Source organism: Actinomycetospora termitidis (assembly GCF_030286555.1).
GTDB lineage: Bacteria > Actinomycetota > Actinomycetes > Mycobacteriales > Pseudonocardiaceae > Actinomycetospora > Actinomycetospora termitidis.
In genome coordinates, this window is the sequence record NZ_JASVWF010000001.1 from 1241324 (window position 1) to 1265201 (window position 23878).

Genomic DNA, 23878 nt, shown 5'->3' on the forward strand with positions numbered 1-23878 from the left:
CGGTCGGAGCCGGACGCCCCACGACCCGGAGGCCGCGATGACCACGACCGACCCGTCCCCCCGCACCTCGACCGGGCCTCGGCTGCGGTGGTGGCCGGCCCTGCTGGGGCTCGCCGTGGCGGCGCTGTCGGGTGCGGACCTGCTGTCGGGCGGGGTCGTCGCGGGGAGTGGGCCGGCCGTCGTCCTGGCGGTCCCGGTGCTGGTCTATCTCGTCGCCGCGACGTCGGGCCGACGCCGCTGGTCCTGGCCGACGGTCGGGCTCGCGACGGTGGTCGTCGTCGGCTCCGCGCTCCTCGGCGCGGACCCGGTGGTCGGGATCCTCACGGTGGCCGGCGCCGTCCTCGTTGCGGCTCTGGTCACCGGCCGCCTCGCGCCGACCGCGCTGCCGGCGGCGGGCGCGGTCGGCTTCGGTGCCGTGGCCGCGTCCGGCGTCGTGCTCGTTCCGACGGCGGGTGCCCTCGTCGTCGGGGTCGGGCTGCTCGGCCATGCCGCGTGGGACGTCGTGCACCACCGACGGGGCACGGTGGTCACCCACTCCCTCGCGGAGTTCTGCGCCGTGCTCGACACCCCTGCTCGGGATCGCCCTGCTCCTCGCGACGGCCGGAACCCTGGTGGGGTGAAGTCCTTCCGCGCTATCGTCCGGTCCTCAAAGGCAACCGAAGTGGGGGCGGTATGGACGACGAGACCGAGATCCGGGAGCTGATCCACCGGTGGGCCACCGCGGTGCACGCGGGCGACCTGGCCGGCGTCACGGCGGACCACACCGAGGACGTCGTGATGTTCGACGTCCCGCCGCCCCACCGCGGGGTGCGAGGCGCCGCCGAGTACCGGGAGGTCTGGCCGGGGTTCTTCGAGTGGCAGGCCTCGGGTGCCTGCTTCGAGATCGACGAGCTCGACGTCACCGCGAGCGGCGACGTGGCCTGGGCGCAGGCGCTGCTCCGGTGCGGCACCCCGGACGAGCTGGCCGCGGCCCCGGACGTCCGGCTCCGGCTGTCGCTCGGACTGCGTCGCGAGGGCGGGCGGTGGGCGATCGCGCACGAGCACCACTCGTTCGCCGACCTCACCGAGCCGGCGGCGACGGCGGACGCGGTCCGCGACGTGCACCGGGCCTGGACCCGCGCGACGCAGGCGAAGGACCTCGACGCGATCATGGAGCACATCGCGCCCGACGTCGTCTCCTACGAGCAGGAGGGGGCGCTCGAGGTCCGCGGGGCGCCCGCCGTGCGCGAGGTGTGCGCGCAGGGGCTGGACGCGGTCGAGCACGTCACGATGGAGACGCCCGACCTCGAGGTGCGGGTCGACGGCCGGACCGCGGTGTCGTGGGGGCTGGACCGGGTGCGGGGGACGGGACCCGACGGCGAACCCTTCGAGACGTGGTCGCGGGGCACCCGGGTGTTCGCCTGGCGCGACGGCCGGTGGCTGCTCGTCCACCAGCACGTGTCGGTGCCCGCGTGAGGCCCCGCCCGCACCGAACGAACGGCACCCTCGCTGCCTCTATGTGCGCGAGAGTGCCGTTCGCTCCGGGAAGGGAGTGCTAGTCGGCCGACGCGCCGAGGGAGATGCCCCGCTCAGCGAGCCACGGCAGCGGGTTGATCTTCGAGCCGCCGGAGGTCCAGACCTCGAAGTGCAGGTGCGGCCCGGTCGACTGACCGCGGTTGCCGATCTCCGCGATCTCCTGCCCGGCCTTCACCTTCTGCCCCTCTTTGACGTAGGAGCGGTTGATGTGGCCGTAGACGTTGATCGTGCCGTCCTCGAGCTGCACCCGGACCCACATCCCGAACCCGCTCGCCGGGCCGGACTCGAGGACCGTGCCGTCGGCGACCGAGACGATCGGCGTGCCGATCGAGTTGGCGATGTCGACGCCGCGGTGCGAGGTGCCCCAGCGGGCACCGAAACCGGAGGTGAACCGGCCCTCGGCGGGCTTGACGAACTTCGGGGCACGGGCGGCGGCCTCGCGGGCCGCGGCGGCGTCGGCGACCTTGCGGGCCTTCGACAGCGAGGAGACCTGGCCGGTCGAGGACGGGGTCGGCGCGATCGCCATGACGCCGGTGGTGGCGGCGTCGAGGGCGTTCGGCGTCGACGCCGCGACCGGCGACGGGGCGGCCGCGGTGGAGGTGCCGGCGGAGAGCGCCAGGTCGGCGCGGGTCTCGCCGGTCGGGGCGTCGAGACCGCTGGAGACGACGCTGTGCCCGGCGGTCGCCAGCGCGCCGGCGGCGACCGCGGCGACGGCGAGGCGGCCGGTCAGCGGGTTGGACGCGCGCCGCGGCTCGGGACGGGTGGGACCGGCCGGGCCGGACCCGGCGTCGGGACGCTGCGGGGCCGGGCGCACCGAGGCCGGCGGGTGCGCCGGGAGCGCCGGGGCGCGACCGGAACCGCCGACGAACGCGGCCGTGCGGCCGTCGTCCACGGGGCGCGGAGCCGGGCGGGAGGGGGCGAAGCGGGGACCGCCGCCGAACAGGCCGGGGCCTCCGGCGCCCGCGAGTGCGGGCGCGCCGAAGGCAGGCGCACCGAATCCGGCGAATCCGTCGAGCCGGGGAGCGAAGGGGACGGCCGGGCGGGGGGAGCTGTGACGCGCCAAGACCTTCCTTCCGCAGGTCGGGGCCGGGCGCGAACGACGATGGCGTGGGGGCGCCGGACGGATCGTCGGGGTCGATCCGTGAGCCGTTCGTGACCGCACCGTGATGCTGGACCAGCGGACGGTGTCACGGAACCCCAGGTCCCGGCAAACTCCGACCCACGGTTCACCCGGGCTGCACGCCGTGCGCGCGTCCGTGCGCGCCGAGCGGTCATCACACGGTCGGGTGAGTGGGACAACCGGTTCGGCCGCAGGACGTCAGCCCGCGACCGCGGTCACCGCCCGGCCCCGCTCGCGCGGCGAGCCCGTCCGGCCCAGACGGCAGGCCACGAGGTGGACGACGGCGGGGTCGATCGTCATGGACATGTGCCCGACGTGGTCGAGGCGCACGTTCTCCACCTGCAGGTCCGGGTGGTCGAGCCGGGCGTTGCGCTGCGGGATGATCAGCTGGTCCATCCGGCTGTACACCGCGAGGAACCGCGTGCGGCAGTCCGGCGCGGGTTCCTCGAGCTCGCGCAGGAGGTCCGACCCGGGCTGGAGCTGGCGCGGGACGAGGGTCGGTGGCAGCAGGTGGGCGATCGCCGAGCCGCGGTGCGGGGTCCCCAGGGTCACGAGCGTGTCCACGCGGGCGTCGCCGCCCAGGCGCTGCACGTAGTAGCGGGCGATCAGGCCGCCGAGGGAGTGCCCGACGACGTGGACGCGGTCGGTTCCAGAGGCCGCGCACAGCCGCTCGACGTGGTCGCCCAGGTCGCGGGCGGCCGTGCGGATGTCGCCCGTGAACGCGGTCATGGGGCTGTAGTTGACGGCCTGGACGGTGCCGAGACCGCGGCGGCGCAGGGCCCGGGCGAGGTAGTGGAAGATCGACCGGTTGTCGACGATGCCGTGGACGAGCAGCACGGGAGTGCTCGACCCGTGCAGGTCGGACACCACGAGCGACCGCTCGCCGGGGGAGAGCGTCTCGGTGCGGTGGTGGGCGTGGACGCCGCCGGGGCGCAGGGCCTCGTCGATCAGACCCCACGGATAGACCGACAGGTGGACCGCGGTGTAGGCGAGCTCGACCGCGAGGCCGCGGACGCCGGCGGGGACACCGACGGTGCGGGCGGCGTAGGACAGCGCTCCCCAGGTCTGCGAGGCCACGGAGGTCACTGCCCCGAGGGGGCCGGCTCGGTCCGCCGCCGACGATGGCGACGTAACCGCGGTCACGTCCATGAGGTCGACGTTAGGCGACGTTCACCGGCGTGTCGCCCCGGCGCGTCAGCTGATCGATCCAGAGTCGATCTCGTGCGCTCCGGCGGGTGAGTGCGGGGAGCGATCGGGTACACGCCTAGCCTTCCGGGGCATGACGGCCTCCCGAGCCGAACCGCGGTCGAGCCCGTCCGGGCCCGTCGACGTGCGGGTGGACCGGACCGACCGGGGTCCGGCGGCGCGCACCTGGTGGATCGCCGCGGCCCTCGTCGTCATCGCCGCCGCGCTGCGCATCGCGGTCGCGGTCGTCGCTCCCGGACCGATCGGAGCGCCGACCCGCGCCGCCGGGGTGCTGGCCCCGGTCCTCGCCGTCGCCGCCGCCCTCGCGCCCGGTCTCGCCACGCGCCGCGCCCGCCGGGAGGCGGGCGCGGCCTCGCTCGCCGCGCCCGCGGCGCTGGGCGTGCTGGGGATCGGCGGCCTGCTCGTCGACCTCACGCTGCTCGTCGACCCGGTCTCCGCGGCCCGCCCGGACGTCCTGCCCTCCGGGCTCTCCGTCCTGCCCCCGCCGATCGCGGCGCTCCTCGTGGCGGCCGACCTGGCGCTGGTCCTCGCGGCGGTGGTGGCCGTGCTCGGACTGGTCCGCATCGCCCGCGCGGGCGGCGCGGCGGTGTTCGGCGGGCACCCGCCCGGCACGCTGGTCCGCCCCGGCGCGGGCGCCGCCGTCGCCGCGGCCGGACTCGTCGCCGCCCCCTTCACCGTCGAGGGCCCGCTCAGCGGCTTCGCCCCCCACGCCGTGCCGGACACCGCCGCCCCGGCAGGGATCGGGACGGCGCTGCTCGCGCTGACGCTCCTGGTGGTCGCCCTGCTGCCGGGCGTCCGGCCGCACGAGCCGGGCGCCGATCCCGAGACGGGGATGCGGGTCCGCCGCGCGGTCCACACCGCGCTGGGGGCGGGCGTCGTCGCGACGGCCGCCCCGCTGGTCGCGGCCTCGGTCGCGCGTTCCGGGCTCGCGCTGTCGCCCGGGGCCGTGCTCGCCCTCGCCGGCGGGCTGCTGCTGATCGGGATGCCCGCGCGGACCGCGGTGCTGCGCTCGCGGGCCGCGGGGGTCGCGGCGCTGCTCACGTCCGTGGCGGCCCTGTTCGGCGCGCTGCTGCCGACCACGGTGCTGCCCGGCACCCCCGACCTCCCCACCGCGCCGATCGACACCGGCACCGGGGTCCTGCTGCTGCCCGCGGCGGCCGTGCTCGCGCTGCCGGCCGTGCTCGTCGTCGTCGGGACCCCGCGGCTGGTGGTGCGGGCCCGGCCGACCCTGTCGGTCGCGTGGCTGACGGTGCCCTTCGCCGCGGGACCCGCCCTGGACCTGGTGCTGGCCGCGCTGGACAGCTCGGCGCCGGCCGTGGACCCCTTGGGCGTGACCACGCTGCCGATGACCGGCGCGGGCGTCGGGGCCGGGGGATGGGCCGTGGTCGGCGCGCTCGTGCTCGCGGTGCTCACCGCGGTGTTCGCCGTCGGGGCCGGGTTCGCGGAGCGCCGGGACGTCGCGGGGGCGTCGTCGCCGCTCGGTGCGCGCCCCGCCGACGGGACCGACACCGTCGAGCCGGACCCCGCGATGCTGCCGATGTGCGCGCTCGCGGCGGTGCTCGCGGTGCCCGGCTTCGGCGGGCCCCTGGCGCGCGACGCGCTCGCCGCGAACGCCGCCGGCGGTGTCTGGCAGAACCCGGGTGCGGCGGCCTGGGGGTCGCTCGCCGGCGTGGTGGGGGTGGCGATCGCGGTGCTGCTCGCGCCCCGCGCCCGTCCTGCCCGAGCGCTCGCGCTGCTGGCGGCGGCGGGTGCGCTGCTCGTGGTGCGGCTCTCCGCGCTGGTGCTCACCCCGCCCCGGCCGGGGGAGAACGTCGGGATCGGCACCTGGGCCGCGATCGTGTGCCTGCTCGTCACGCTCGGCGCGGCCGTGGTCTCGGTGATGGAGGTGCGTGCGCGCGCCCGGGAGGGGTAGCGCGTAGCGCACCTCACCCCGGTCGCACGGCCGGTCCACCCGACACGCCGCTAGGGTCGCCCTCGGTTCCCGCCCGACGAGGTCCGGACCGCCACGGGCGGTCCGTGTGGCCCGCGGGACCGCCGCCGGAGTCCACCGACGGATGCTGCCGGTCAGTGATGGAGGAGTTCACGAGTGGACCTGTACGAGTACCAGGCGAAGGACCTCTTCGCCGCGCACGGAGTGCCGGTCCTGCCGGGCCGCACCGTCGACACGGCGTCCGACGCCGAGGCCGCCGCGGGTGAGATCGGCGGCGCCGTCGTCGTCAAGGCCCAGGTCAAGACGGGTGGCCGCGGCAAGGCGGGCGGCGTCAAGCTGGCGAAGGACCCGGCGGAGGCCAAGGAGAAGGCCCAGGCCATCCTCGGGCTGGACATCAAGGGCCACGTGGTCCACCGCGTGCTGGTCACCGAGGCGAGCGACATCGCGGAGGAGTACTACTTCTCCTTCCTGCTCGACCGCTCGAACCGCACCTTCCTCGCGATGTGCTCCGCCGAGGGCGGCATGGAGATCGAGGAGCTCGCGGTCGAGCGCCCCGAGGCCCTCGCCCGGGTGCCGATCGACGCGATCACCGGCGTCGACAAGGCGAAGGCGCAGGAGATCGTCTCGAAGGGCAACCTGCCGGCCGAGGTCGCCGACGAGGCCGCCGACGTCATCGTCAAGCTGTGGGACACCTTCGTCGCCGAGGACGCCACGCTGGTCGAGGTGAACCCGCTGGTGCGCGACCCGCAGGACCGGGTCGTCGCCCTCGACGGCAAGGTCACCCTCGACGAGAACGCGGACTTCCGCCACGAGGCGCACGGCGCCCTCGTCGACGAGCGCACCGAGAACCCGCTCGAGGCGAAGGCCAAGGCCAAGGGCCTGAACTACGTCAAGCTCGACGACGGCCAGGTCGGCATCATCGGCAACGGCGCGGGTCTGGTCATGTCGACCCTCGACGTCGTCGCCTACGCCGGCGAGCAGTACGGCGGGATGAAGCCCGCCAACTTCCTCGACATCGGCGGCGGCGCGTCGGCCGAGGTCATGGCGGCCGGGCTCGACGTCATCCTCGGTGACGACGACGTGCGCAGCGTCTTCGTCAACGTCTTCGGCGGCATCACCGCGTGCGACGCGGTGGCCAACGGCATCGTCGAGGCGCTGAAGATCCTGGGCGACGACGCGACCAAGCCGCTGGTCGTCCGGCTCGACGGCAACAACGTCGACGAGGGCCGGCGGATCCTCTCCGAGGCGAACCACCCGCTCGTCACCGTGGTGGGCACGATGGACGACGCGGCCGCGAAGGCCGCCGAGCTTGCCGCGAAGGCTGGTGCGTGAGATGTCGATCTTCCTGAACGAGAACAGCAAGGTCATCGTCCAGGGGCTCACCGGCTCCGAGGGCATGAAGCACGGCCGCAAGATGCTCGCCGCGGGCACGCAGCTCGTCGGCGGCGTCAACGCCCGCAAGGCCGGCACCCAGGTCGACGTCGACGGCACCTCGGTGAACGTCTACGGCGGCGTCGAGGAGGCCATGAAGGAGACCGGGGCGGACGTCTCGGTCATCTTCGTACCGCCGAAGTTCGCCAAGGACGCGGTCGTCGAGGCCGTCGACGCGGGCATCGGCCTCGCCGTCGTCATCACCGAGGGCATCCCGGTGCACGACTCGGCGTGGTTCTGGGCGCACGCCACCGCCAACGGCAACCGCACCCGGATCATCGGCCCGAACTGCCCCGGGATCATCTCGCCCGGGAAGTCGCTGGCCGGCATCATCCCGGCGAACATCTCGGGCCCGGGGAAGATGGGTCTGGTGTCCAAGTCGGGCACGCTGACCTACCAGATGATGTACGAGCTGCGTGACATCGGCTTCTCCACCGGCATCGGCATCGGTGGCGACCCGATCATCGGCACCACGCACATCGACGCGCTCGAGGCGTTCCAGAACGACCCCGAGACCGAGGCCATCGTCATGATCGGCGAGATCGGTGGCGACGCCGAGGAGCGTGCCGCCGACTACATCAAGGCGAACGTGACGAAGCCGGTCGTCGGCTACGTCGCCGGCTTCACCGCGCCCGAGGGCAAGACGATGGGCCACGCCGGTGCGATCGTGTCCGGCTCGGCCGGCACCGCCCAGGCGAAGAAGGAGGCCCTGGAGGCCGCGGGCGTCAAGGTCGGCAAGACGCCGACCGAGACCGCCGACCTCGCCCGTTCGCTGGTCTCCTAGGTTCGGTCTGAGGCAGGGTGGGCCGACCGCGGGAGGGCTCCCGCGGTCGGCTCGACGGCGTCGTCACCGCAGGAGGGCTCGTCCGATGAGTACAGGACCCACGGCGGGTGCACCGCAATCCGGGCCCCCGGGCCCGGCGGCCGGACGGAGCGGGCAGCCCTACGTGCCCGCACCCGGGCAGCCGCCGTCGTCGGCGCCGAACCCCGCGGTCGGCAGCCCGAGCCAGCCCTTCGGTGGACAGTCGCCCTACGGGGGGTCGTCGTGGGCCGGGGCGGGCGCGCCCGGATCCGGCCCTGCGCCCGGGGGTCCCGCCGGGCAGCAGGGGTCGGCGTGGGGTCGCCCCGCGCCGCCGCCCACCCCGAGCCGGGGGGTCCCGGCCGGGCCGCAGGCCCCCAACCCCTACGCCGCGGCGACGGTCCCGGCGACGCCGCACCCGGCCGCGTCGCGCGCCTCGTCGTCTCCGTCCTCCTCGTCCTCCCCGGCGGCCGCCGACGGCGTTCCGAGCGGTCCCGGCCGGATCGCCGCGCTCGCGACGGCGGGCCTGGGGCTGCTGGCGTTCATCGCGACCTTCTTCACCAGCTTCGACCCCGCCGGCCTGCTGCCGGCGCTCGTCGTCGGCGGCGGCCTCCTGACCGGGGCCGCCGTGCTGCCGCACGCGCCCCGCACCGTGGTGCCGGGCGCGGTCGTCTCGGTGACCGCGGCGCTGGTCAGCCTGCAGACCCTGTCGGTGACCGACGGGTCCGACATCGTGGTGGTCGTGCTCGCCGTCCTGGGCGCGGCGGCGGCCGTCGTCGCCGCGCTGTTCGCGACCGGACTGGTCTCGGGCGGCGGGACGAAGTCCGTCGCGAGCGCGCCCGCCCAGGGGCCCGCCCCGGCGTCCGCGTCGACCCCGTACGGCGGCGGCTCGCCGTCCGGACCGCACTTCCTGCCGAACGAGCAGGCGACCCAGCGCGTGGCCCCGTCCCCGCAGCAGGCCCCGCCGCCCCGGCAGCCCGCCCCGACGCAGGTCGCACCCTCGTTCGGGACGGGGCAGGGCTCGGGCGGCACCGGCCCGCAGCCCTCGATCGACGACGCGGCCGCCCGGACGCAGGTCGTCCCGCGGTCGCCGGAGTCGTCGGCCGAGCCGGCGGAGGCCTCGTCGGGGTCGTCGACCCCCGAGCCTGCCGCTCCCGCACCGACGGTGACCGACGGGCGGGCCTCGTCGACCGAGGGCACCGGGTCGTCGGGGTCCGGTCCGGCCACCCCGGCGGGCGGGGTCTCGCCGGCCGCCGGTCCGTCGGCCGAGGGTCCGTCCGCGGGCGAGGGCGACCGACCGGCGAGCGCGATGATGGCGTCGCAGAGCGGGGGTGGGACACCCACCCAGGAGCATCGGGAGTCCGAGGAGGACACCCCGCCGTCCGGGATCCCGCGCCCGACCGGCTGGGGCGTCCCGGACCGCGACGGCCCGGGCTCGAACTCCGACCGTCCCGGGGCGCACGAGCGCTGATCCGCCGTCGGGGCCACGGGCAGCTTGTCGCGGGGAGCTGACGGGCCGGGTGCGGCTTGTCGTTGGGATTCCCAGCGACAAGGTGCGGCCAGGCCGTCGGGAACCCGCGACAAGATGGTCGGGTGGGCAGTGCCGCCGCGGCTGTGACGGCGTGGCACCCCCGCTCGCGCGCCGACGCCTGGAATTGTCGGCTCGCGTGAGCGCACCGGCCCGGGAAGACACGGAGGAGACCGGCGACGAGCCGACCCCCGCCCGCCCCGCGATCCCGCCGCGGCTGGCGGTGCTGGCCGAGGTCGCGTTCGTGCCGGTCGTCGTCTCCTACCTCGCCGTCGTGGTGCTCGCGGCGCTGATCACCGCGGCGGCGTCCGGCACCTCCCCGGGCGGCACCCCGGGGCTCGCGCAGGCCCTCGGGACCGGGATCCCGCTGTGGCTGGCGGTGCACCTCGTCCCGCTGACGATCTCCGGGGCGCCGCTGGGTGCGCTGCCGCTCGCACCCGCGATCGGGGTCGGCGTGCTCGTCGCGACGCTCGCCCGACGCGGCGTGGCGCGGCTCCGGACCCCCGCGACCGAGCAGCACCCCTGGACCTCGTGCGCCGTCCCCGTCGTCGCGGCCGCCGCGGCCGTGCACGCCGCCGCCGGGGTCCTCGCCGCCGCGCTGCTCACCCCGGACGCGGCCACCGTCCCCGCCGACGCCTCCCCGGCGACGGCGGGTGTGGTCGCCGGCCTGCTGGCGGCGGTCGCGGCGGGCGCCGGGGTCGCCGGGCCGTGCGGGCTCGCCGGGCTGGTCGCGGGCGTGCCGGTCTGGGTGCGTCGCGGGGTGCGCGCCGGCCTGGGCGCGACGGTCGCCCTGCTCGCGAACGGAACCGTCCTGCTGCTGGTCGTGCTCCTCGCCCACGCGGACGCGGTGGCGGCGGTCTTCACGACGATCGCGCCGGAGGCGGGCAGCGGGGCCGGGCTGTGGCTGCTCGACGTCGCGTACCTGCCCAACGCCGTCGTCGCCGCGACCTCCTGGCTGCTCGGCCCCGGGTTCGCCGTGGGCGCGGTCAGCGCCGCCCCGACCGGCGCCGTCCCCGGGCTCGTGCCGCCCCTCCCGCTCGCGGCGTTGCTCCCGTCCGGGCCGCCGCCGACCTGGACCGGCCTGGTGTTCGCCCTGCCGCTCGCCGTCGGGAGCCTGGTCGGCTGGACCCTGGCCCCGTCGTCACCCGACACCGCCACCCGGCTGCGTTCGGTCGGCGTCGCCGCCGGGGTCACCGGGGTGGCGCTCGCCGTCGCCGCCCTGCTCGCGGGGGGCCGGCTGGGCTCGGGGCCGTTCGACCCGGTCGTCGTGCCGGTCGGGTGGGCGCTGCTCGCGGGGATCGCGTGGACCGGCGTGCCGGGGGCGGTCGTCGCGGCCCTCGCCGCGCCCGCCCCGGCCCGACCCGTCGTCGTGGAGGAGCCCGAAGAGGACACGACCGGGGAGCGTGTCGAGCCCGACACGCCGGAGGTCACCGAGCAGGGTTAGGGTGATCGGCGAGGATCGTCGAGACGCCGGAGCCCAGGTCTGTGCACGGCGGCAAGGAGTCCCGCTGAGCACGCACCGCTGGGAACTGCCCACACCCGCCCGCGTCGTGGTCCTCGCCTCCGGCTCCGGCAGCCTCCTGCAGGCCCTGCTCGACGAGGCCGCGGGCTGCGGGATCGCCGTCGTCGCCGTGATCTCCGACCGGGACGGCGTCGCCGCCCTGGACCGGGCCCGCGCCGCGGGGACCGAACCCGTCGTCGTGAAGGTGTCCGACCATCCCGACCGTGCGGCGTGGGACGTCGCCCTCGCCGACGCGGTCGACGGGTTCGCGCCGGACCTCGTGGTCTCCGCGGGATTCATGAAGGTCCTCGGGTCCGCCTTCCTCGCCCGCTTCGGCGGGCGCACGATCAACACCCACCCCGCGCTGCTGCCCGCCTTCCCCGGCGCGCACGGCGTCCGCGACGCGCTCGCGTACGGGGTGAAGGTCACCGGGGCCACCGTCCACCTCGTCGACGACGGCGTGGACACCGGCCCGGTGCTGGCCCAGGAGGCCGTCGTCGTCGACCCGGACGACACCGAGCCGACGCTGCACGAGCGGATCAAGGTCGTGGAGCGCCGCATGCTCGTCGAGACCGTCGCGGCGCTGGTGCGCCACGGCGCCACCACCACCGGACGGACAGTGAGGTTCCCGTGAGCGACACCGTGACGGACGACGGAGGCCGCCGGCCCATCCGCCGCGCCCTGGTCAGCGTGTTCGACAAGGCCGGCCTGCTCGACCTCGCGACCGGCCTGCACGCCGCGGGCGTCGAGATCGTGTCGACCGGGTCCACCGCGTCGCGGATCGCGGACGCCGGCGTCCCGGTCACCCGCGTCGAGGAGCTGACCGGCTTCCCGGAGTGCCTCGACGGCCGCGTCAAGACCCTCCACCCGCGCGTGCACGCGGGTCTGCTCGCCGACTCGCGGCTGCCCGAGCACGTCCAGCAGCTCTCCGACCTCGGCATCGCGCCGTTCGACCTGCTCGTGGTGAACCTCTACCCCTTCACCCAGACGGTGGCCTCCGGCGCCTCGCCCGACGACTGCGTCGAGCAGATCGACATCGGCGGCCCGGCGATGATCCGGGCGTCGGCGAAGAACCACGAGACGATGACGGTGCTCACCGACCCGACGCGCTACGCGTGGCTGCTCGAGCAGGCCAAGAACGGCGGTGTCACCCTCGCCGACCGGCGCGCGCTCGCGGCCGAGGCGTTCCGGCACACCGCGTCCTACGACGTCGCGGTCGCCTCCTGGATGGGCAACGTGCTCGCGCCCGATCCGGCGACCTCCTCCGAGGGTGCGACGGTGCCGTTCCCGGGCTGGGTCGGGACGACCGCGCGGCGGCGGGCCGTCCTGCGCTACGGCGAGAACCCGCACCAGGCCGCGGCCCTCTACGGCGACCCGGAGTCGACCGTCGGGATCGCCGGCGCGGTCCAGCTGCACGGCAAGGAGATGTCCTACAACAACTACGTGGACGCCGACGCCGCCTGGCGTGCCGCGCACGACCACTCGTCCGAGCAGGTGTGCGTCGCGATCATCAAGCACGCGAACCCCTGCGGCATCGCGGTCGGTACCGACGTCGCGGACACGCACGCCCGGGCCCACGCGTGCGACCCGACCTCGGCGTTCGGCGGGGTGATCGCGGTGAACACCGAGGTCACGGTGGCCGCGGCGGAGCAGATCGCGGAGATCTTCACCGAGGTCGTCGTCGCGCCGTCCTACGCCGAGGGCGCGGTCGACGTGCTCGCGCGGAAGAAGAACATCCGGGTCCTGACGGCGCAGTGGTCGCCCGCGGCGGTCGAGCAGCGGCCGATCTCCGGCGGAATCCTCGTGCAGCAGCGCGACGCGGTGGACGCCCCCGGGGACGACCCGTCGTCGTGGACCCTGGCGACCGGGACCGCGGTGTCGGACTCCGTGCTCGCGGACCTCGCGTTCGCGTGGCGGGCGTGCCGGGCGGTGAAGTCGAACGCGATCCTGCTCGCGCACGACGGGGCGACGGTGGGCGTCGGGATGGGACAGGTGAACCGGGTCGACTCGGCCCGGCTGGCGGTCACCCGGGCCGGCGACCGCGTCCGCGGGTCGGTGGCGGCCTCGGACGCGTTCTTCCCGTTCCCGGATGGCTTCGAGGTGCTCGCCGAGGCGGGCGTCGCCGCGGTGGTGCAGCCGGGCGGGTCGGTGCGCGACGCGGCGACGATCGAGGCGGCCGAGAAGGCCGGGGTCGCGATGTACATGACGGGGACGCGGCACTTCGCGCACTAGGTGGCTTCGCCGAGAGCTGCACCAGGCATCCTCCGGGGAGTCCGGACGTGCCTGGTGTAGCTCTCGTGGACGTCATGGGGATTCGTGGGAACCGATGCGGCGGGTGACCACTCCAAGAGGTGAGGGCGCCCGGCCGGGTGCTCCCGTTCTCGAGGAGGTCCCGTGACTCTGCGCCGCATCCCGTCTGAACCCGGTCCGCTGACGATCCGACGTCCGACGCCGCTGTCCGACGTGGTCGCCGCCGCCCGCGTGAAGCACGCGGAGACGATCGACGCGTTCGTCGCCTGGAGCGCGGTGATGGGACGGGACGTGGATCCCGATGTCGCTGCACTGGTGCACGCGGTCGAGGACGACGACCGTTCGCGGACGTCCCATCGAGGGTGGGACCGGGCGTCGTTCTACTCGTTCTACCGGAACCGCCTCTGGAACTGGTGCAGCCTCGCGGACTGCGACTACCCGGACGACCTGCCCGAGTTCCTCTGGCTCTGGCTCCACCACCGTCGACTCAGCGGACGATGGGGCGCCGACGACGAGCCTCTGCACGAGTTGCTCAAGGTGCTTCTCTGCTATGGCGACATCGGGTTCGATGGCTGGCCGATGCCGGAGGGGGAGACCCGGCGGCTCGTCCCCTGCGAATGCATGGTGTCGAGGGACTACCCGCCTCCTCCGGGGCCTGCCCCGACGATCGCCGATCTCGAGGACGAGGCCGAGGACGACCTCGGCCCGATCGAACGGCATCGGTGAGGTCGGCTTGATCAACGAGTACTCCCGGTGGCTGGTGGTCGCGGTGACCGCCCGGGGTGCTCGTTGATCAAGGGCGACCGCTCGGTGCGTGCGTCCCCGAGATCTCGGGGTGAGCCGCCGACCGGCCCGAGTGACGTCGTCGTCGCGTCGTGGCGCGTTGTCGGTGGGGTGGGCTACCGTTCTTCTCGTTCGAACTCATGTTCGATGATCGAGGAGGGCGCGATGTCGGTGGCGCACGATCTGCTGGCCGGTCGGGTCGCGGAGCTCGGGCTCGTCCGGGCCTCGGAGCTGCCCGCGCGGGGTGCCCGGGCGGCAGCCTCGCACACCCGGCCGACACCGGTGCCGGCGTCGCGTCCGGCGTCACCCGAACCGGAACCGGAGCCCCCGCACGATCCGGAGCAGGCCCTGCTGCCGGTGTCCGGCGCGCTCGCCGGCCTGCTCCCGTGGGGCGGGCTGCGGCGGGGGTCGACGGTGTCGGTGCACGGGTCGACCGCCCTGCTGCTCGCGCTCGTGGCGCAGGCCTCGCGGGCGGGGTCGTGGTGCGCGCTGGTCGGGCTGCCGGGGGTCGGGATGGCCGCGGCGCACGAGGCGGGGCTGGATCTCGCGTGCACGGCCCTGGTCCCGCGGCCCGGCCCGCGTCCGGCCACGGTGGTCGCGGCGCTGGTCGACGGGGTGGACGTCGTCGTGCTCGGGGGTGCGTCGGCGTGGCGGGCGGGCGACCGGCAGCGGCTCGCCGCGCGGGTCCGGCAGAAGGGCGCGGTGCTCGTCCCGGTCGGGGCGTGGCCGGGCGCGGACGTCGAGCTGCACGCCACCGGCGGCACCTGGTCGGGGCTGCTGGGCGACGGCGCGGGCCGGCTGCGGTCCCGGCGGGTGCACCTGCGCTGCGCCGCGCGCGGGCGGGCGCGGGACCTGGGTTCCGACGTCCTCCTGCCGGGTCCCGGCGGCGGGTGCGCTCCCGTGCGCGACGACGAGGCGGGTCCGCTCGGGGCGGACCTCGCACCCGTGAGGGCGGGGTGACGGAGAGCCCGACCCGGGTGGCGGGAGACGGAGCGGAGCGGAGCTCGACCCGGGCAGGGACGGACGGGCCACTGCGGGTGGTCGCGCTGTGGTGCCCGGACTGGCCGGTGGTCGCGGCCTGTGCGGAGTCCGGCATCCCGGCGGACCGGCCTGCCGCGGTGCTCGTCGGGCACCGGGTCGTGGCCTGCTCGGCGACCGCGCGGGCCCAGGGGATCCGGCGGGGCCTGCGGCGGCGCGAGGCCCAGGCGCGGTGCCCCGACCTGGCGGTGCTCGGCCGGGACGCCGAACGGGACGCCCGCGCGTTCGAGACGGTCGCGGCGGCGGTCGAGGAGCTCACGCCCGGGGTCGAGGTGATCCGGCCGGGGCTCGTCGTGCTCGCCGCCCGCGGGCCGGCGCGCTACTTCGGCGGCGAGGAGGTGGTGGCGGAGCGGCTGGTCGACCACGTCGCGGCGCGGGCCCGGGTGGAGTGCCAGGTCGGGGTGGCCGACGGGGTGTTCGCCGCCTCCCTCGCCGCGCGCCGCAGCACGATCGTGCCGCCCGGGGGGTCGCGGGCGTTCCTCGCGCCGCGCCCGGTCGTCGAGCTGGAGCTGGAACCGGGGGTGGAGCCGGACACCGCGGGGGCCGACGGCCCGGGGACGACGGCGCGGGCGGACCTGATCGGCCTGCTGCGACGCCTCGGGTTGACCACGCTCGGGGACTTCGCCGCACTCCCGGCCGTGGACGTCGCCTCCCGGTTCGACGCCGCCGCCGTGCGGGCGCACCGGCTCGCCCGCGGTCTCGACGAGCGGCCGCCGTCGCGGCGACAGGTGCCCGACGAGCTGACCGTGGAGGTCCCGCTCGACCCGCCGGTCGACCGGGTGGACGCCGCCGCCTTCGCCTCCCGGGCGCTCGCCGAACGGCTGCACCACGTCCTGGGGGAGGCGGGGCTGGCCTGTACCCGGCTCGGGGTGCAGGCGCGCACCGTCGGTGGGGACGACCTCGCCCGGACCTGGCGCTGCGCCGAGCCGCTCACGCCGTCGGCCACCGCCGACCGGGTGCGCTGGCAGCTCGAGGGGTGGCTGTCGCGGCGGAGCACGGGGCGCAGTGGGGACGGGCTGGCGGTGCTGCGGCTGGTGCCCGAGGAGGTCGTCGACGCCGGGCGGCTGCAGCTCGGGCTCTGGGGCGAGACCGGGGCGGCCGACGAGCGTGCCGGGCGGGCCCTGGTGCGGGTGCAGGGACTGCTCGGACCGGAGGAGGTGGTCACCGGGGTCCCGGGCGGGGGGCGCGGGCCCGCCGAGCGCATCCGCGCGGTGCCGTGGGGCGACGAGCGCGCGCCCGCGCTCGATCCCGGGGCGCCCTGGCCCGGGATGCTACCGGCGCCGTCACCGTCCACGGTCCCGCCCGAGCCGGCGCCGGCACGGGTCCTCGACGTGGCCGGTCGACCGGTCCGGGCCGCACCCCGCGGTCGGCTCACCGCGCCCCCGGCCTTCGTCGGGATCGGCGACGGCGAGTGCGCGCCGGTGCGGGCCTGGGGCGGCCCGTGGCCCGAGGAGGGTCGCTGGTGGGACCCGGCGGCGCCCGTCGGCTGCCTGCGGGTCCAGGTGGTGTGCGTGCAGGACGACTCGGATCCCGACCCGGCCGCCGACCTCGCTCCCGATCCGGTCGCCTCCTCGGCCGACGCCGCCGGGCTGGCGCTCCTGCTGGTCCTGCGTGACGACCGGTGGGCCGTCGAGGGGATCTACGACTGACCGGGCGGGGTGGCGACCTGCCAGAGGTGCCCGTCCGGGTCGGCGAACGTCGCGGAGTAGCCGCCCCACGGAGGTGCGGTCGGTCGTTCGACCACGGCCGCGCCCGCCGCCTCCGCCCGGGCGAACACCGTGTCCACCTCCGTCGCGGTGTCCGCGACCAGTCCGAGCAGGCACTCGGACACCCCCGGCGCGGCCACGTCGTGCTCCCCGGTGACCCATCCGAAGCCGCCGCGCGGGATGAACATCAGCCACAGTCCGTCGTTCACCACGATCTGCAGCGGCTCCGGGACACCGTCCTCGGCGGGCTCGCCCACCGCGTCGAACCCCAGGTCGCGGTAGAAGGCGTGCGCGCGGACGCGGTCGTCGGTGGGCAGGGCCAGGAGTACCGGAGCCATGTCAGTACGGTATCAGGACTCGACGGTACGGAAAGAGCGATGTGCGCGCCGTGGGGTCCGGCTGCTACCCAGGACCGGTGGGGATCGGGGACGTGCAGCTGAGTTTCCTGGTGGAGCGCGAGGTGTTCGCGTGGTGGGGCGGGGACGATCCGCTCGGAGCCGCCCGGGCGGTGGGTCTCGACGCGGACGCCGACTCCGTCGCCCTCGTCCGGCCGGAGGACGGGGTCATGACGGTGGGCCCGGTGTCGGTCGCGGTGAGCCCGGCCGAACCGACGATCGCCGCGTTGGCGGCCGCGGTGCCACCCGACGGATGGGGGCGGTCGGTCCGGGCCTGGCGCGACGTCGCCGTCGCCCTGGACGCGGGGCCCGTCCTCGCCGACGACGACCGGGCCAGGCTGGCCGCGGGCCTGCCCGTCGCGGCCCACGCCGGGGTCGGCGCGGACGGGGCGACCGTCTGGACCGCACGCGTCGCGGTCGACACGGCCGCCCGCCTGGTGGACGCCGCCTCCGACGCGCCGTCGGTGTGGCCGCGGCTGCGCCCGTACCAGCGGGCCGGGGCGCAGTGGCTGCACTCCCGTCTCGACGAGGCCGGCGGGGCGCTGCTCGCCGACGAGATGGGACTGGGCAAGACCGTCCAGGCGATCGCGGTCCTCGCCTCGAGGTCGGGGCCGCACCTCGTGGTGTGCCCGGCCTCGGTGGCCGGGACCTGGCATCGGGAGATCCTCCGCTTCGCACCGGAACTGGGCGTCGTGGAGCACGGGTCGCGCGCCGGCCGGCCCAGGCCGGGCGCGGTCGTCGTCGCCACCTACGGGCAGCTACGGGCAGCCGCGGTCCTGGCCGACACGAGCTGGGACGTCGTCGTCCTGGACGAGGCCCAACAGATCAAGAATCCGGACACCGCCACCTCGCGTCGCGCGCGTTCCCTCGTCGCGCGGGGGCGCATCGCGCTGAGCGGGACGCCCGTGGAGAACCGGCTGGACGACCTCTGGGCCCTGCTCGCGTTCACCACCCCCGAGGTCCTCGGGACGCGGTCGTCGTTCCGGCGCCGGTTCGCGGGCGCGCGGGCCGGTGGTGGGGCCGCCGCCGGCCGGGTGGCGGCGCTCGTCGGACCGCACCTCCTGCGGCGCCGCAAGGCCGAGGTGGCCACCGAGCTGCCCGCCCGACTCGACCTGGCGCACGGTCTCGACCCGACCGACGAGCAGCGGCGGCTGCACCGCGCGGCGCTGGACGACGCGCTGGGGCACGGGCTCGGGGCGGGCCGCGACCGCCGGGGTCGCGTGCTCGCCCTGCTCACCCGCCTCAAGCAGATCTGCGTGCAGCCCGCGCTCGTCGCGGAGACGGTCGACGGCGGACTCGACGGGCGCTCCGCGTCGTGGGACCGGCTGACCGAACTGCTCGGCGAGATCGTCGACAACGGCGACGCGGCGCTCGTCTTCACCCAGTACCGCCGCGCCGGCGAGCTCCTGGCCGCCCACCTGGCGGGCCGGGTGACCGACGCCCCGGCCCCGTTCCTGCACGGCGGGCTCTCCCGGGCCCGGCGGGAGCGGCTGGTCGAGGAGTTCTCCCACGACGACGGGCCTCCCGTGCTCGTCCTCAGCCTCCGGGCCGCGGGGACCGGGCTGACCCTGACCCGCGCCACCCACGTCCTGCACCTGGACCGCTGGTGGAATCCCGCCGTCGAGGCGCAGGCGTCCGACCGGGCACACCGCATCGGCCAGACGCGCACCGTCACGGTGCACACCTTCGCCACCCGCGGGACGGTCGAGGTGCTGATCGCGGATCTGCACCGGGACAAGCGCGGGATCGCGTCGGCCGCCCTGGGTGAGGCGGGCGGGGACGCGGTCGGTGCTCTCACCCGGCTCGGGGACGAGGAGCTGCGTGCGGTCCTGGAGGCGGCGCCGTGCTGAACGAGTTCGGGACCACGGAACGTGGCCGGGCGTGGCTGCGGCTGGCCGAGCCGCTGCGCGTCGTCCGGCCCAACCCGCACCTGGTGAGCGCCCGGTCGCTCGCCCGGTCGGACCGGGTGGAGCTGCGCCGGACCGTTCCCGGCCGGATCGAGGCGACGGTGGCCGACCGGCGGACGGTGGAGGTCGAGCTGACCTTTCCTCTCTGGGACGACGCCGAGCTCGCCGCTGCCCGGGGCGGGGAGTTCCCGGGCCTCGTTCCCGACGACGGGTCGGTGCGGGCCCGGTGCGGCTGCGGCCGGTCCGGCGACGCGCGCTGCCGGCACGTGCTCGCGACCCTGATCGAGCTCGCCCGCCGCGTCGACGAGTCGCCCGAGCTGGCGCCGGCCCTGCGCGGGCTCGAGGTGTCCGGGGCGGCGGCGGACCCCACACGCATCCGGATCGCCGACCTCGACCCGTCGGCGTTCTGGACCTGATCGGGGAATCCGCGCCACGCTGTCGGACCCTCCCGCTACAGTCGATCCCATCGAACAGATGTTCGAGCAGAGGCGATCGGGGAGGCCGAGGGATGGGCTGGGGCAATCCGGCGGTCAGCTGGTCGGAGATGGAACGGATCCTCGCGGGGAAGCCGGTCCGGCCGGGGGACGCCCGGGCGCGGCGGCGTCCCGAGGTCGACGGGCCGGGCGCCGTGCACCCCGCCGACGTCGCGGCGGTCCCGGTGCGTCCCAGCCGATCGCGGGACGTGGTGCACCCCGGTGACGGGGGCGACTCGCCGGCCTGGAGCCGCACCCGGGCGCCGTACTCGCCGCCGCGGACGCCCCGGGCGGACAGCACGGCCACGGTCCCCTACGCCGAGCTGCACGCCCACTCCACGTACAGCTTCCTCGACGGCGCGAGCCAGCCCGAGGAGCTCGTCGAGGAGGCCCACCGGCTGGGGCTGGAGGCGATCGCGCTCACCGACCACGACGGGATGTACGGCGTGGTCCGGTTCGCCGAGGCCGCGCACGAGCTGGACGTCAGGACGGTCTTCGGGTCCGAGCTCTCGCTGGGGCTGTCCGCGCCGCAGAACGGGGTGGCCGACCCGGAGGGCGAGCACCTCCTGGTGCTGGCCCGCGACCCCGACGGCTACCGCGCGATCTCCCGGGCGGTCACGGAGGCGGCGATGGACCCGCGGGCCGAGAAGGGCCACCCGGTGTACGACCTGGAGCGCACCGCGGCGACGCTGCGCGACCGGGTGGTCGTGCTCACCGGCTGCCGCAAGGGCCACGTCCGGCGGGCACTGGCGAGCGGGGGGCCGGAGGCCGCGGCCGCGGCGCTGGACCGGCTGGTGGGGCTGTTCGGGGCCGAGTCGGTGGCGGTGGAGCTCACCGACCACGGGCTGCCGGTCGACGTCGAGCGCAACGACCTGCTGGCCGACCTGGCGGCCCGGGCCGGCCTGCCCACGGTCGCGAGCACCGCGGCGCACTACGCGACGCCCGACCGGGCCCGGATCGCCGCGGCCCTGGGAGCGGTGCGGGCCCGGCGCAGCCTCGACGAGGCCGAGGGCTGGCTGCCGCCGGGCACGGCGCACCTGCGCTCCGGGGCGGAGATGGCCACCCGGTTCGCCCGCCACCCCGAGGCGGTGACCCATGCCGCGGTGCTCGGCCGGGAGTGCGCGTTCGAGCTGGCGCTGCTCGCGCCCGAGCTCCCGCCGTTCACGGTCCCGGAGGGGGAGACCGAGGCGAGCTGGCTGCGTCACCTGGTCGACCACGGCGGCCGCGGGCGCTACGGCAGCCGCACCGACAGTCCGCGCGCGTGGGAGGTGATCGACCACGAGATGGCGATCATCGAGGGGCAGGGTTTCCCGGGGTACTTCCTCATCGTCGCCGACATCGTGCGGTTCTGCCGCGAGGCCGACATCTACTGCCAGGGCCGTGGATCGGCGGCCAACTCGGCGGTCTGCTTCGCCCTCGGCATCACCCACGTCGACGCGGTGCAGATGGACCTGCTCTTCGAGCGGTTCCTCTCCCCGGAGCGCGACGGCTACCCCGACATCGACCTCGACATCGAGTCCGACCGGCGCGAGGAGGTCATCCAGTACGTCTACCGCCGCTACGGGCGGGACCGGGCCGCGCAGGTCGCCAACGTCATCACCTACCGGCCCCGTTCGGCGGTCCGCGACGCGGCCCGGGCGCTCGGGCACTCCCAGGGCCAGCAGGACGCCTGGAGCAAGCACCTCGACCGGTGGGGCCCGGGGGCCGACCTGGGCGACCAGGTGCCGGGGATGCCGCGTGCGGTGGCCACCCTCGCCGAACAGATCGCGGGCTTCCCGCGCCACCTCGGCATCCACTCCGGCGGCATGGTGATCTGCGACCGGCCGGTCGACCAGGTGGTGCCGGTGGAGTGGGCGCGGATGGAGGACCGCAGCGTCATCCAGTGGGACAAGGACGACGCCGCCGCGGTCGGCCTGGTCAAGTTCGACCTGCTCGGGCTGGGCATGCTCTCGGTGCTGCACTACGCCAGCGACTACGTCGCCGCCCACCACGGGCGGCGCATCGAGCTCCACGAGCTGCAGCCCACCGATCCCGAGGTCTTCGCGATGCTCGCGCGGGGCGACTCGGTGGGGGTGTTCCAGGTGGAGTCGCGCGCCCAGATGGCCACCCTGCCGCGGTTGAAGCCCCGGAAGTTCTACGACCTGGTGGTGGAGGTCGCGCTCATCCGCCCCGGTCCGATCCAGGGCGGGTCGGTGCACCCCTACATCCGGCGGCGCAACGGCGACGAGCGCGTGGTCTACGACCACCCGCTGTGCGAGCCCGCCCTCCACAAGACCCTGGGGGTGCCCCTGTTCCAGGAGCAGCTGATGCAGCTGGCCACCGACGTCGCCGGGTTCTCCGCCGCCGAGGCCGACGAGCTGCGGCGGGCGCTCTCGGCGAAGCGCTCCGAGGAACGCCTCGAGCGCCTGCGGGACCGCTTCTACGCCGGCATGGCCCGCAACCAGATCACCGGTGACCTCGCCGACCGGATCTTCGCCAAGACCAAGGCGTTCGCGAACTTCGGCTTCCCGGAGAGCCACTCGATCAGCTTCGCGTCCCTGGTCTACGTGTCGGCCTGGTACAAGCACTACTTCCCGGCGGCGTTCTGCGCGGCCCTGTTGCGCGCGCAGCCGATGGGCTTCTACTCCCCGCAGAGCCTGGTGGCCGACGCCCGTCGGCACGGGGTCGTCGTGCTCGGCCCCGACGTCACCCGCAGCCGCGCCGAGCCCGAGCTCGAGGCGCACCCCGACAGCGAGGGCGACGTCGCCGTGCGCCTGGGGCTCGCGTCCGTGCGGGGGCTCGGCGACGAGGTCGCGGAGCGGATCGTCGCGGCGCGGGAGAGGGCCCCGTTCGACGGCCCCGCCGATCTCGCCCGCCGTGCCGACCTCACCACCGCCCACCTGGAGGCGCTGGCCACCGGCGGGGCCCTGGCGTGCTTCGGGCTGGAGCGGCGGGAGGCCCTGTGGGCCGCGGGAGCGGCGGCCGCGGGCACCGCGGTGGTGCGCGGCGGCGCCCGGCAGGACCGCTTGCCCGACTCCGCGGTCGGGCTCGACGCGCCCGCCCTGCCGGGGATGTCCGCGGTGGAGCTGACGATCGCCGACGTCTGGGCCACGGGCCTCACCCCCGACGGGCACCCGGTGACCCACCTGCGCGCCGAACTGGACCGGCGCGGTGCCTACAGCGTCGCGGGGGTGGCGACGGTGCCGGAGGGGGAGCGGATCGAGGTCGGTGGCGTCGTCACCCACCGGCAGCGCCCGGCGACGGCGGGCGGGACGACGTTCCTCAACCTCGAGGACGAGACCGGGATGCTCAACGTGGTCTGCTCGGAGGGGCTGTGGGCGCGCCACCGGGTCGTGGCGCGGACGAGCGCGGCGCTGGTGATCCGCGGTCGGGTGGAGCGCGCGCACGACGCCCCGAGCGTGGTCAACCTCGTGGCCGATCGGGTGGAACGTCTGGATCTGGTGGTTCCGTCACGGTCGCGTGATTTCCAGTGACCGGGGCCCGGCACACTGCCTGGGGTGTCCCCGGCCGGTGCGAACGGCCGGGGACACCCCCGTCAGCGGTGGTGGGGGCTCAGCCGCCGACGAGCGGCTTGCCCATGGGGAGGGCGCCGCCACCGGTCGCCTGGCCCAGCGCGTCGAAGAACAGGTAGACGCCGACCAGGGTGAACGCGAACACCGCGATGCCACCCCCGAACAGCAGACCCGTCGACCCGCCGGCGGTGCCCAGCAGCACGAGCAGCAGCGCGATGTCGACCAGCACGAACAGCAGGGTGAACACCGCCGGCAGCCGCAGCGACGCGAGCGTGAGGACGACGACGCCGATCAGCCAGGTGAGCAGGAACGTCTCCTGGGCCGCCACCGCCGCGCCCTCCGCGGTCGCGTCGCCGAACCAGTTGTGCCCGAGCCCGACCACCAGCAACGCGAAGCTCAACCAGAAGCCCGCGAAGATCCCGAAGATGGCCGCCACCGCTCCGGCCCCCGTGCGGATGGCCCAGAGGCAGGCCACGACCTGGCCGATGCCGGTGCACATGAACAGGATCGGGACCATGCCGATCGCCGCGTTGTCGGACGAGCCGGTGAAGCCGATCAGGTAGAGACCCAGCGCGATCGACCCGATCACGAACGTCGGGACACCCACCAGGGCCGGGTTGGCGGCCGCCGCGGCCGCCTCGTCGGCAGCTGCGTCAGCCGCCCGGGTGTCGGCGGCGTGCGCCCCCGTACTCTCGTCGACCGTGGTCATCGCCACTCCTTCGTGCTGCAGATGACGGGGCGTGGCGACGCCGGTGCTGCTCCGGGCGTCGCACGGTGACCCGCT

19 protein-coding genes are annotated in these 23878 nt (G+C 75.7%); 15 read left to right on the forward strand and 4 right to left on the reverse strand.

The genetic code is table 11. The features are described from left to right. The first annotated feature begins 37 nt into the window (after nt 1-37). Nucleotides 38-703 carry a hypothetical protein gene (locus tag QRT03_RS06180; protein ID WP_286051612.1) on the forward strand — a complete coding sequence of 222 codons (666 nt, stop codon included), beginning with the start codon at nt 38-40 and terminating at the stop codon, nt 701-703. Continuing rightward, on the forward strand, nt 673-1455 hold the full coding sequence (locus QRT03_RS06185; protein WP_286051613.1) for a YybH family protein: 783 nt from the start codon (nt 673-675) through the stop codon (nt 1453-1455). Before QRT03_RS06180 ends, QRT03_RS06185 begins: the two co-directional genes overlap by 31 nt. 79 nt (nt 1456-1534) lie before the next feature. Here QRT03_RS06185 and QRT03_RS06190 read toward each other — a convergent pair whose 3' ends face one another. Together QRT03_RS06190 and QRT03_RS06195 are read right to left on the reverse strand one after the other, a co-directional pair. After that, nucleotides 1535-2245, reverse strand: coding sequence for a M23 family metallopeptidase (locus QRT03_RS06190; protein WP_286052080.1), 711 nt, complete (start codon nt 2243-2245; stop codon nt 1535-1537). A 588-nt stretch (nt 2246-2833) separates the two neighbouring features. Then, on the reverse strand, nt 2834-3712 hold the full coding sequence (locus QRT03_RS06195) for an alpha/beta fold hydrolase (protein ID WP_286051614.1): 879 nt from the start codon (nt 3710-3712) through the stop codon (nt 2834-2836). 202 nt (nt 3713-3914) lie between these two features. Here QRT03_RS06195 and QRT03_RS06200 point away from each other — a divergent pair, with 202 nt between their 5' ends. The 10 genes from QRT03_RS06200 to QRT03_RS06245 all read left to right on the forward strand — a co-directional run bounded on the left by QRT03_RS06200 (nt 3915) and on the right by QRT03_RS06245 (nt 16750). Continuing rightward, on the forward strand, nt 3915-5753 hold the full coding sequence (locus QRT03_RS06200; protein ID WP_286051615.1) for a hypothetical protein: 1839 nt from the start codon (nt 3915-3917) through the stop codon (nt 5751-5753). Nucleotides 5754-5927: 174 nt separating this feature from the next. Beyond that, nucleotides 5928-7103 (forward strand): ADP-forming succinate--CoA ligase subunit beta, encoded by a 1176-nt coding sequence (sucC, locus tag QRT03_RS06205; protein WP_286051616.1) that lies wholly within the window; start codon nt 5928-5930, stop codon nt 7101-7103. A gap of 1 nt (nt 7104) precedes the next feature. Then, nucleotides 7105-7986: a succinate--CoA ligase subunit alpha gene (gene sucD / locus QRT03_RS06210; protein WP_286051617.1), complete on the forward strand. Its 882-nt coding sequence runs from the start codon at nt 7105-7107 to the stop codon at nt 7984-7986. A 163-nt stretch (nt 7987-8149) separates the two neighbouring features. Continuing rightward, nucleotides 8150-9472: a DUF5336 domain-containing protein gene (locus tag QRT03_RS06215; RefSeq protein ID WP_286051618.1), complete on the forward strand. Its 1323-nt coding sequence runs from the start codon at nt 8150-8152 to the stop codon at nt 9470-9472. Nucleotides 9473-9668: 196 nt separating this feature from the next. Then, nucleotides 9669-10973 carry a cell division protein PerM gene (locus tag QRT03_RS06220; RefSeq protein ID WP_286051619.1) on the forward strand — a complete coding sequence of 435 codons (1305 nt, stop codon included), beginning with the start codon at nt 9669-9671 and terminating at the stop codon, nt 10971-10973. A gap of 64 nt (nt 10974-11037) precedes the next feature. Then, nucleotides 11038-11664 (forward strand): phosphoribosylglycinamide formyltransferase, encoded by a 627-nt coding sequence (purN, locus tag QRT03_RS06225; protein WP_286052081.1) that lies wholly within the window; start codon nt 11038-11040, stop codon nt 11662-11664. Nucleotides 11665-11672: 8 nt separating this feature from the next. Then, a complete protein-coding gene (gene purH, locus QRT03_RS06230; protein WP_286052082.1) occupies nt 11673-13262 on the forward strand; it encodes a bifunctional phosphoribosylaminoimidazolecarboxamide formyltransferase/IMP cyclohydrolase in 1590 nt (529 codons plus the stop codon). A 162-nt stretch (nt 13263-13424) separates the two neighbouring features. After that, nucleotides 13425-14006, forward strand: coding sequence for a hypothetical protein (locus tag QRT03_RS06235; RefSeq protein WP_286051620.1), 582 nt, complete (start codon nt 13425-13427; stop codon nt 14004-14006). Nucleotides 14007-14228: 222 nt separating this feature from the next. Further along, on the forward strand, nt 14229-15023 hold the full coding sequence (locus tag QRT03_RS06240; RefSeq protein WP_286051621.1) for a hypothetical protein: 795 nt from the start codon (nt 14229-14231) through the stop codon (nt 15021-15023). A 77-nt stretch (nt 15024-15100) separates the two neighbouring features. Further along, nucleotides 15101-16750, forward strand: coding sequence for a DNA polymerase Y family protein (locus QRT03_RS06245; RefSeq protein ID WP_286052083.1), 1650 nt, complete (start codon nt 15101-15103; stop codon nt 16748-16750). On the opposite strand, the gene QRT03_RS06250 is transcribed toward QRT03_RS06245, so the two are convergent. Continuing rightward, nucleotides 16741-17145: a VOC family protein gene (locus QRT03_RS06250; protein WP_286051622.1), complete on the reverse strand. Its 405-nt coding sequence runs from the start codon at nt 17143-17145 to the stop codon at nt 16741-16743. The genes QRT03_RS06245 and QRT03_RS06250 overlap by 10 nt on opposite strands. A gap of 92 nt (nt 17146-17237) precedes the next feature. On the opposite strand from QRT03_RS06250, the gene QRT03_RS06255 reads away from it, so the two are divergent. From QRT03_RS06255 to QRT03_RS06265, 3 genes are all read left to right on the forward strand, one after another. Then, nucleotides 17238-19052, forward strand: coding sequence for a DEAD/DEAH box helicase (locus QRT03_RS06255; RefSeq protein WP_286051623.1), 1815 nt, complete (start codon nt 17238-17240; stop codon nt 19050-19052). Beyond that, nucleotides 19046-19525: a hypothetical protein gene (locus QRT03_RS06260; protein ID WP_286051624.1), complete on the forward strand. Its 480-nt coding sequence runs from the start codon at nt 19046-19048 to the stop codon at nt 19523-19525. The genes QRT03_RS06255 and QRT03_RS06260 overlap by 7 nt, the downstream gene beginning before the upstream one ends. 92 nt (nt 19526-19617) lie before the next feature. After that, nucleotides 19618-23055, forward strand: a complete 3438-nt coding sequence (locus tag QRT03_RS06265; protein ID WP_286051625.1) for an error-prone DNA polymerase — start codon at nt 19618-19620, stop codon at nt 23053-23055. A 79-nt stretch (nt 23056-23134) separates the two neighbouring features. On the opposite strand, the gene QRT03_RS06270 is transcribed toward QRT03_RS06265, so the two are convergent. Next, complete coding sequence (locus QRT03_RS06270) at nt 23135-23803, reverse strand: GPR1/FUN34/YaaH family transporter (protein ID WP_286051627.1); 669 nt, start codon at nt 23801-23803, stop codon at nt 23135-23137. Nucleotides 23804-23878 lie beyond the last annotated feature (75 nt).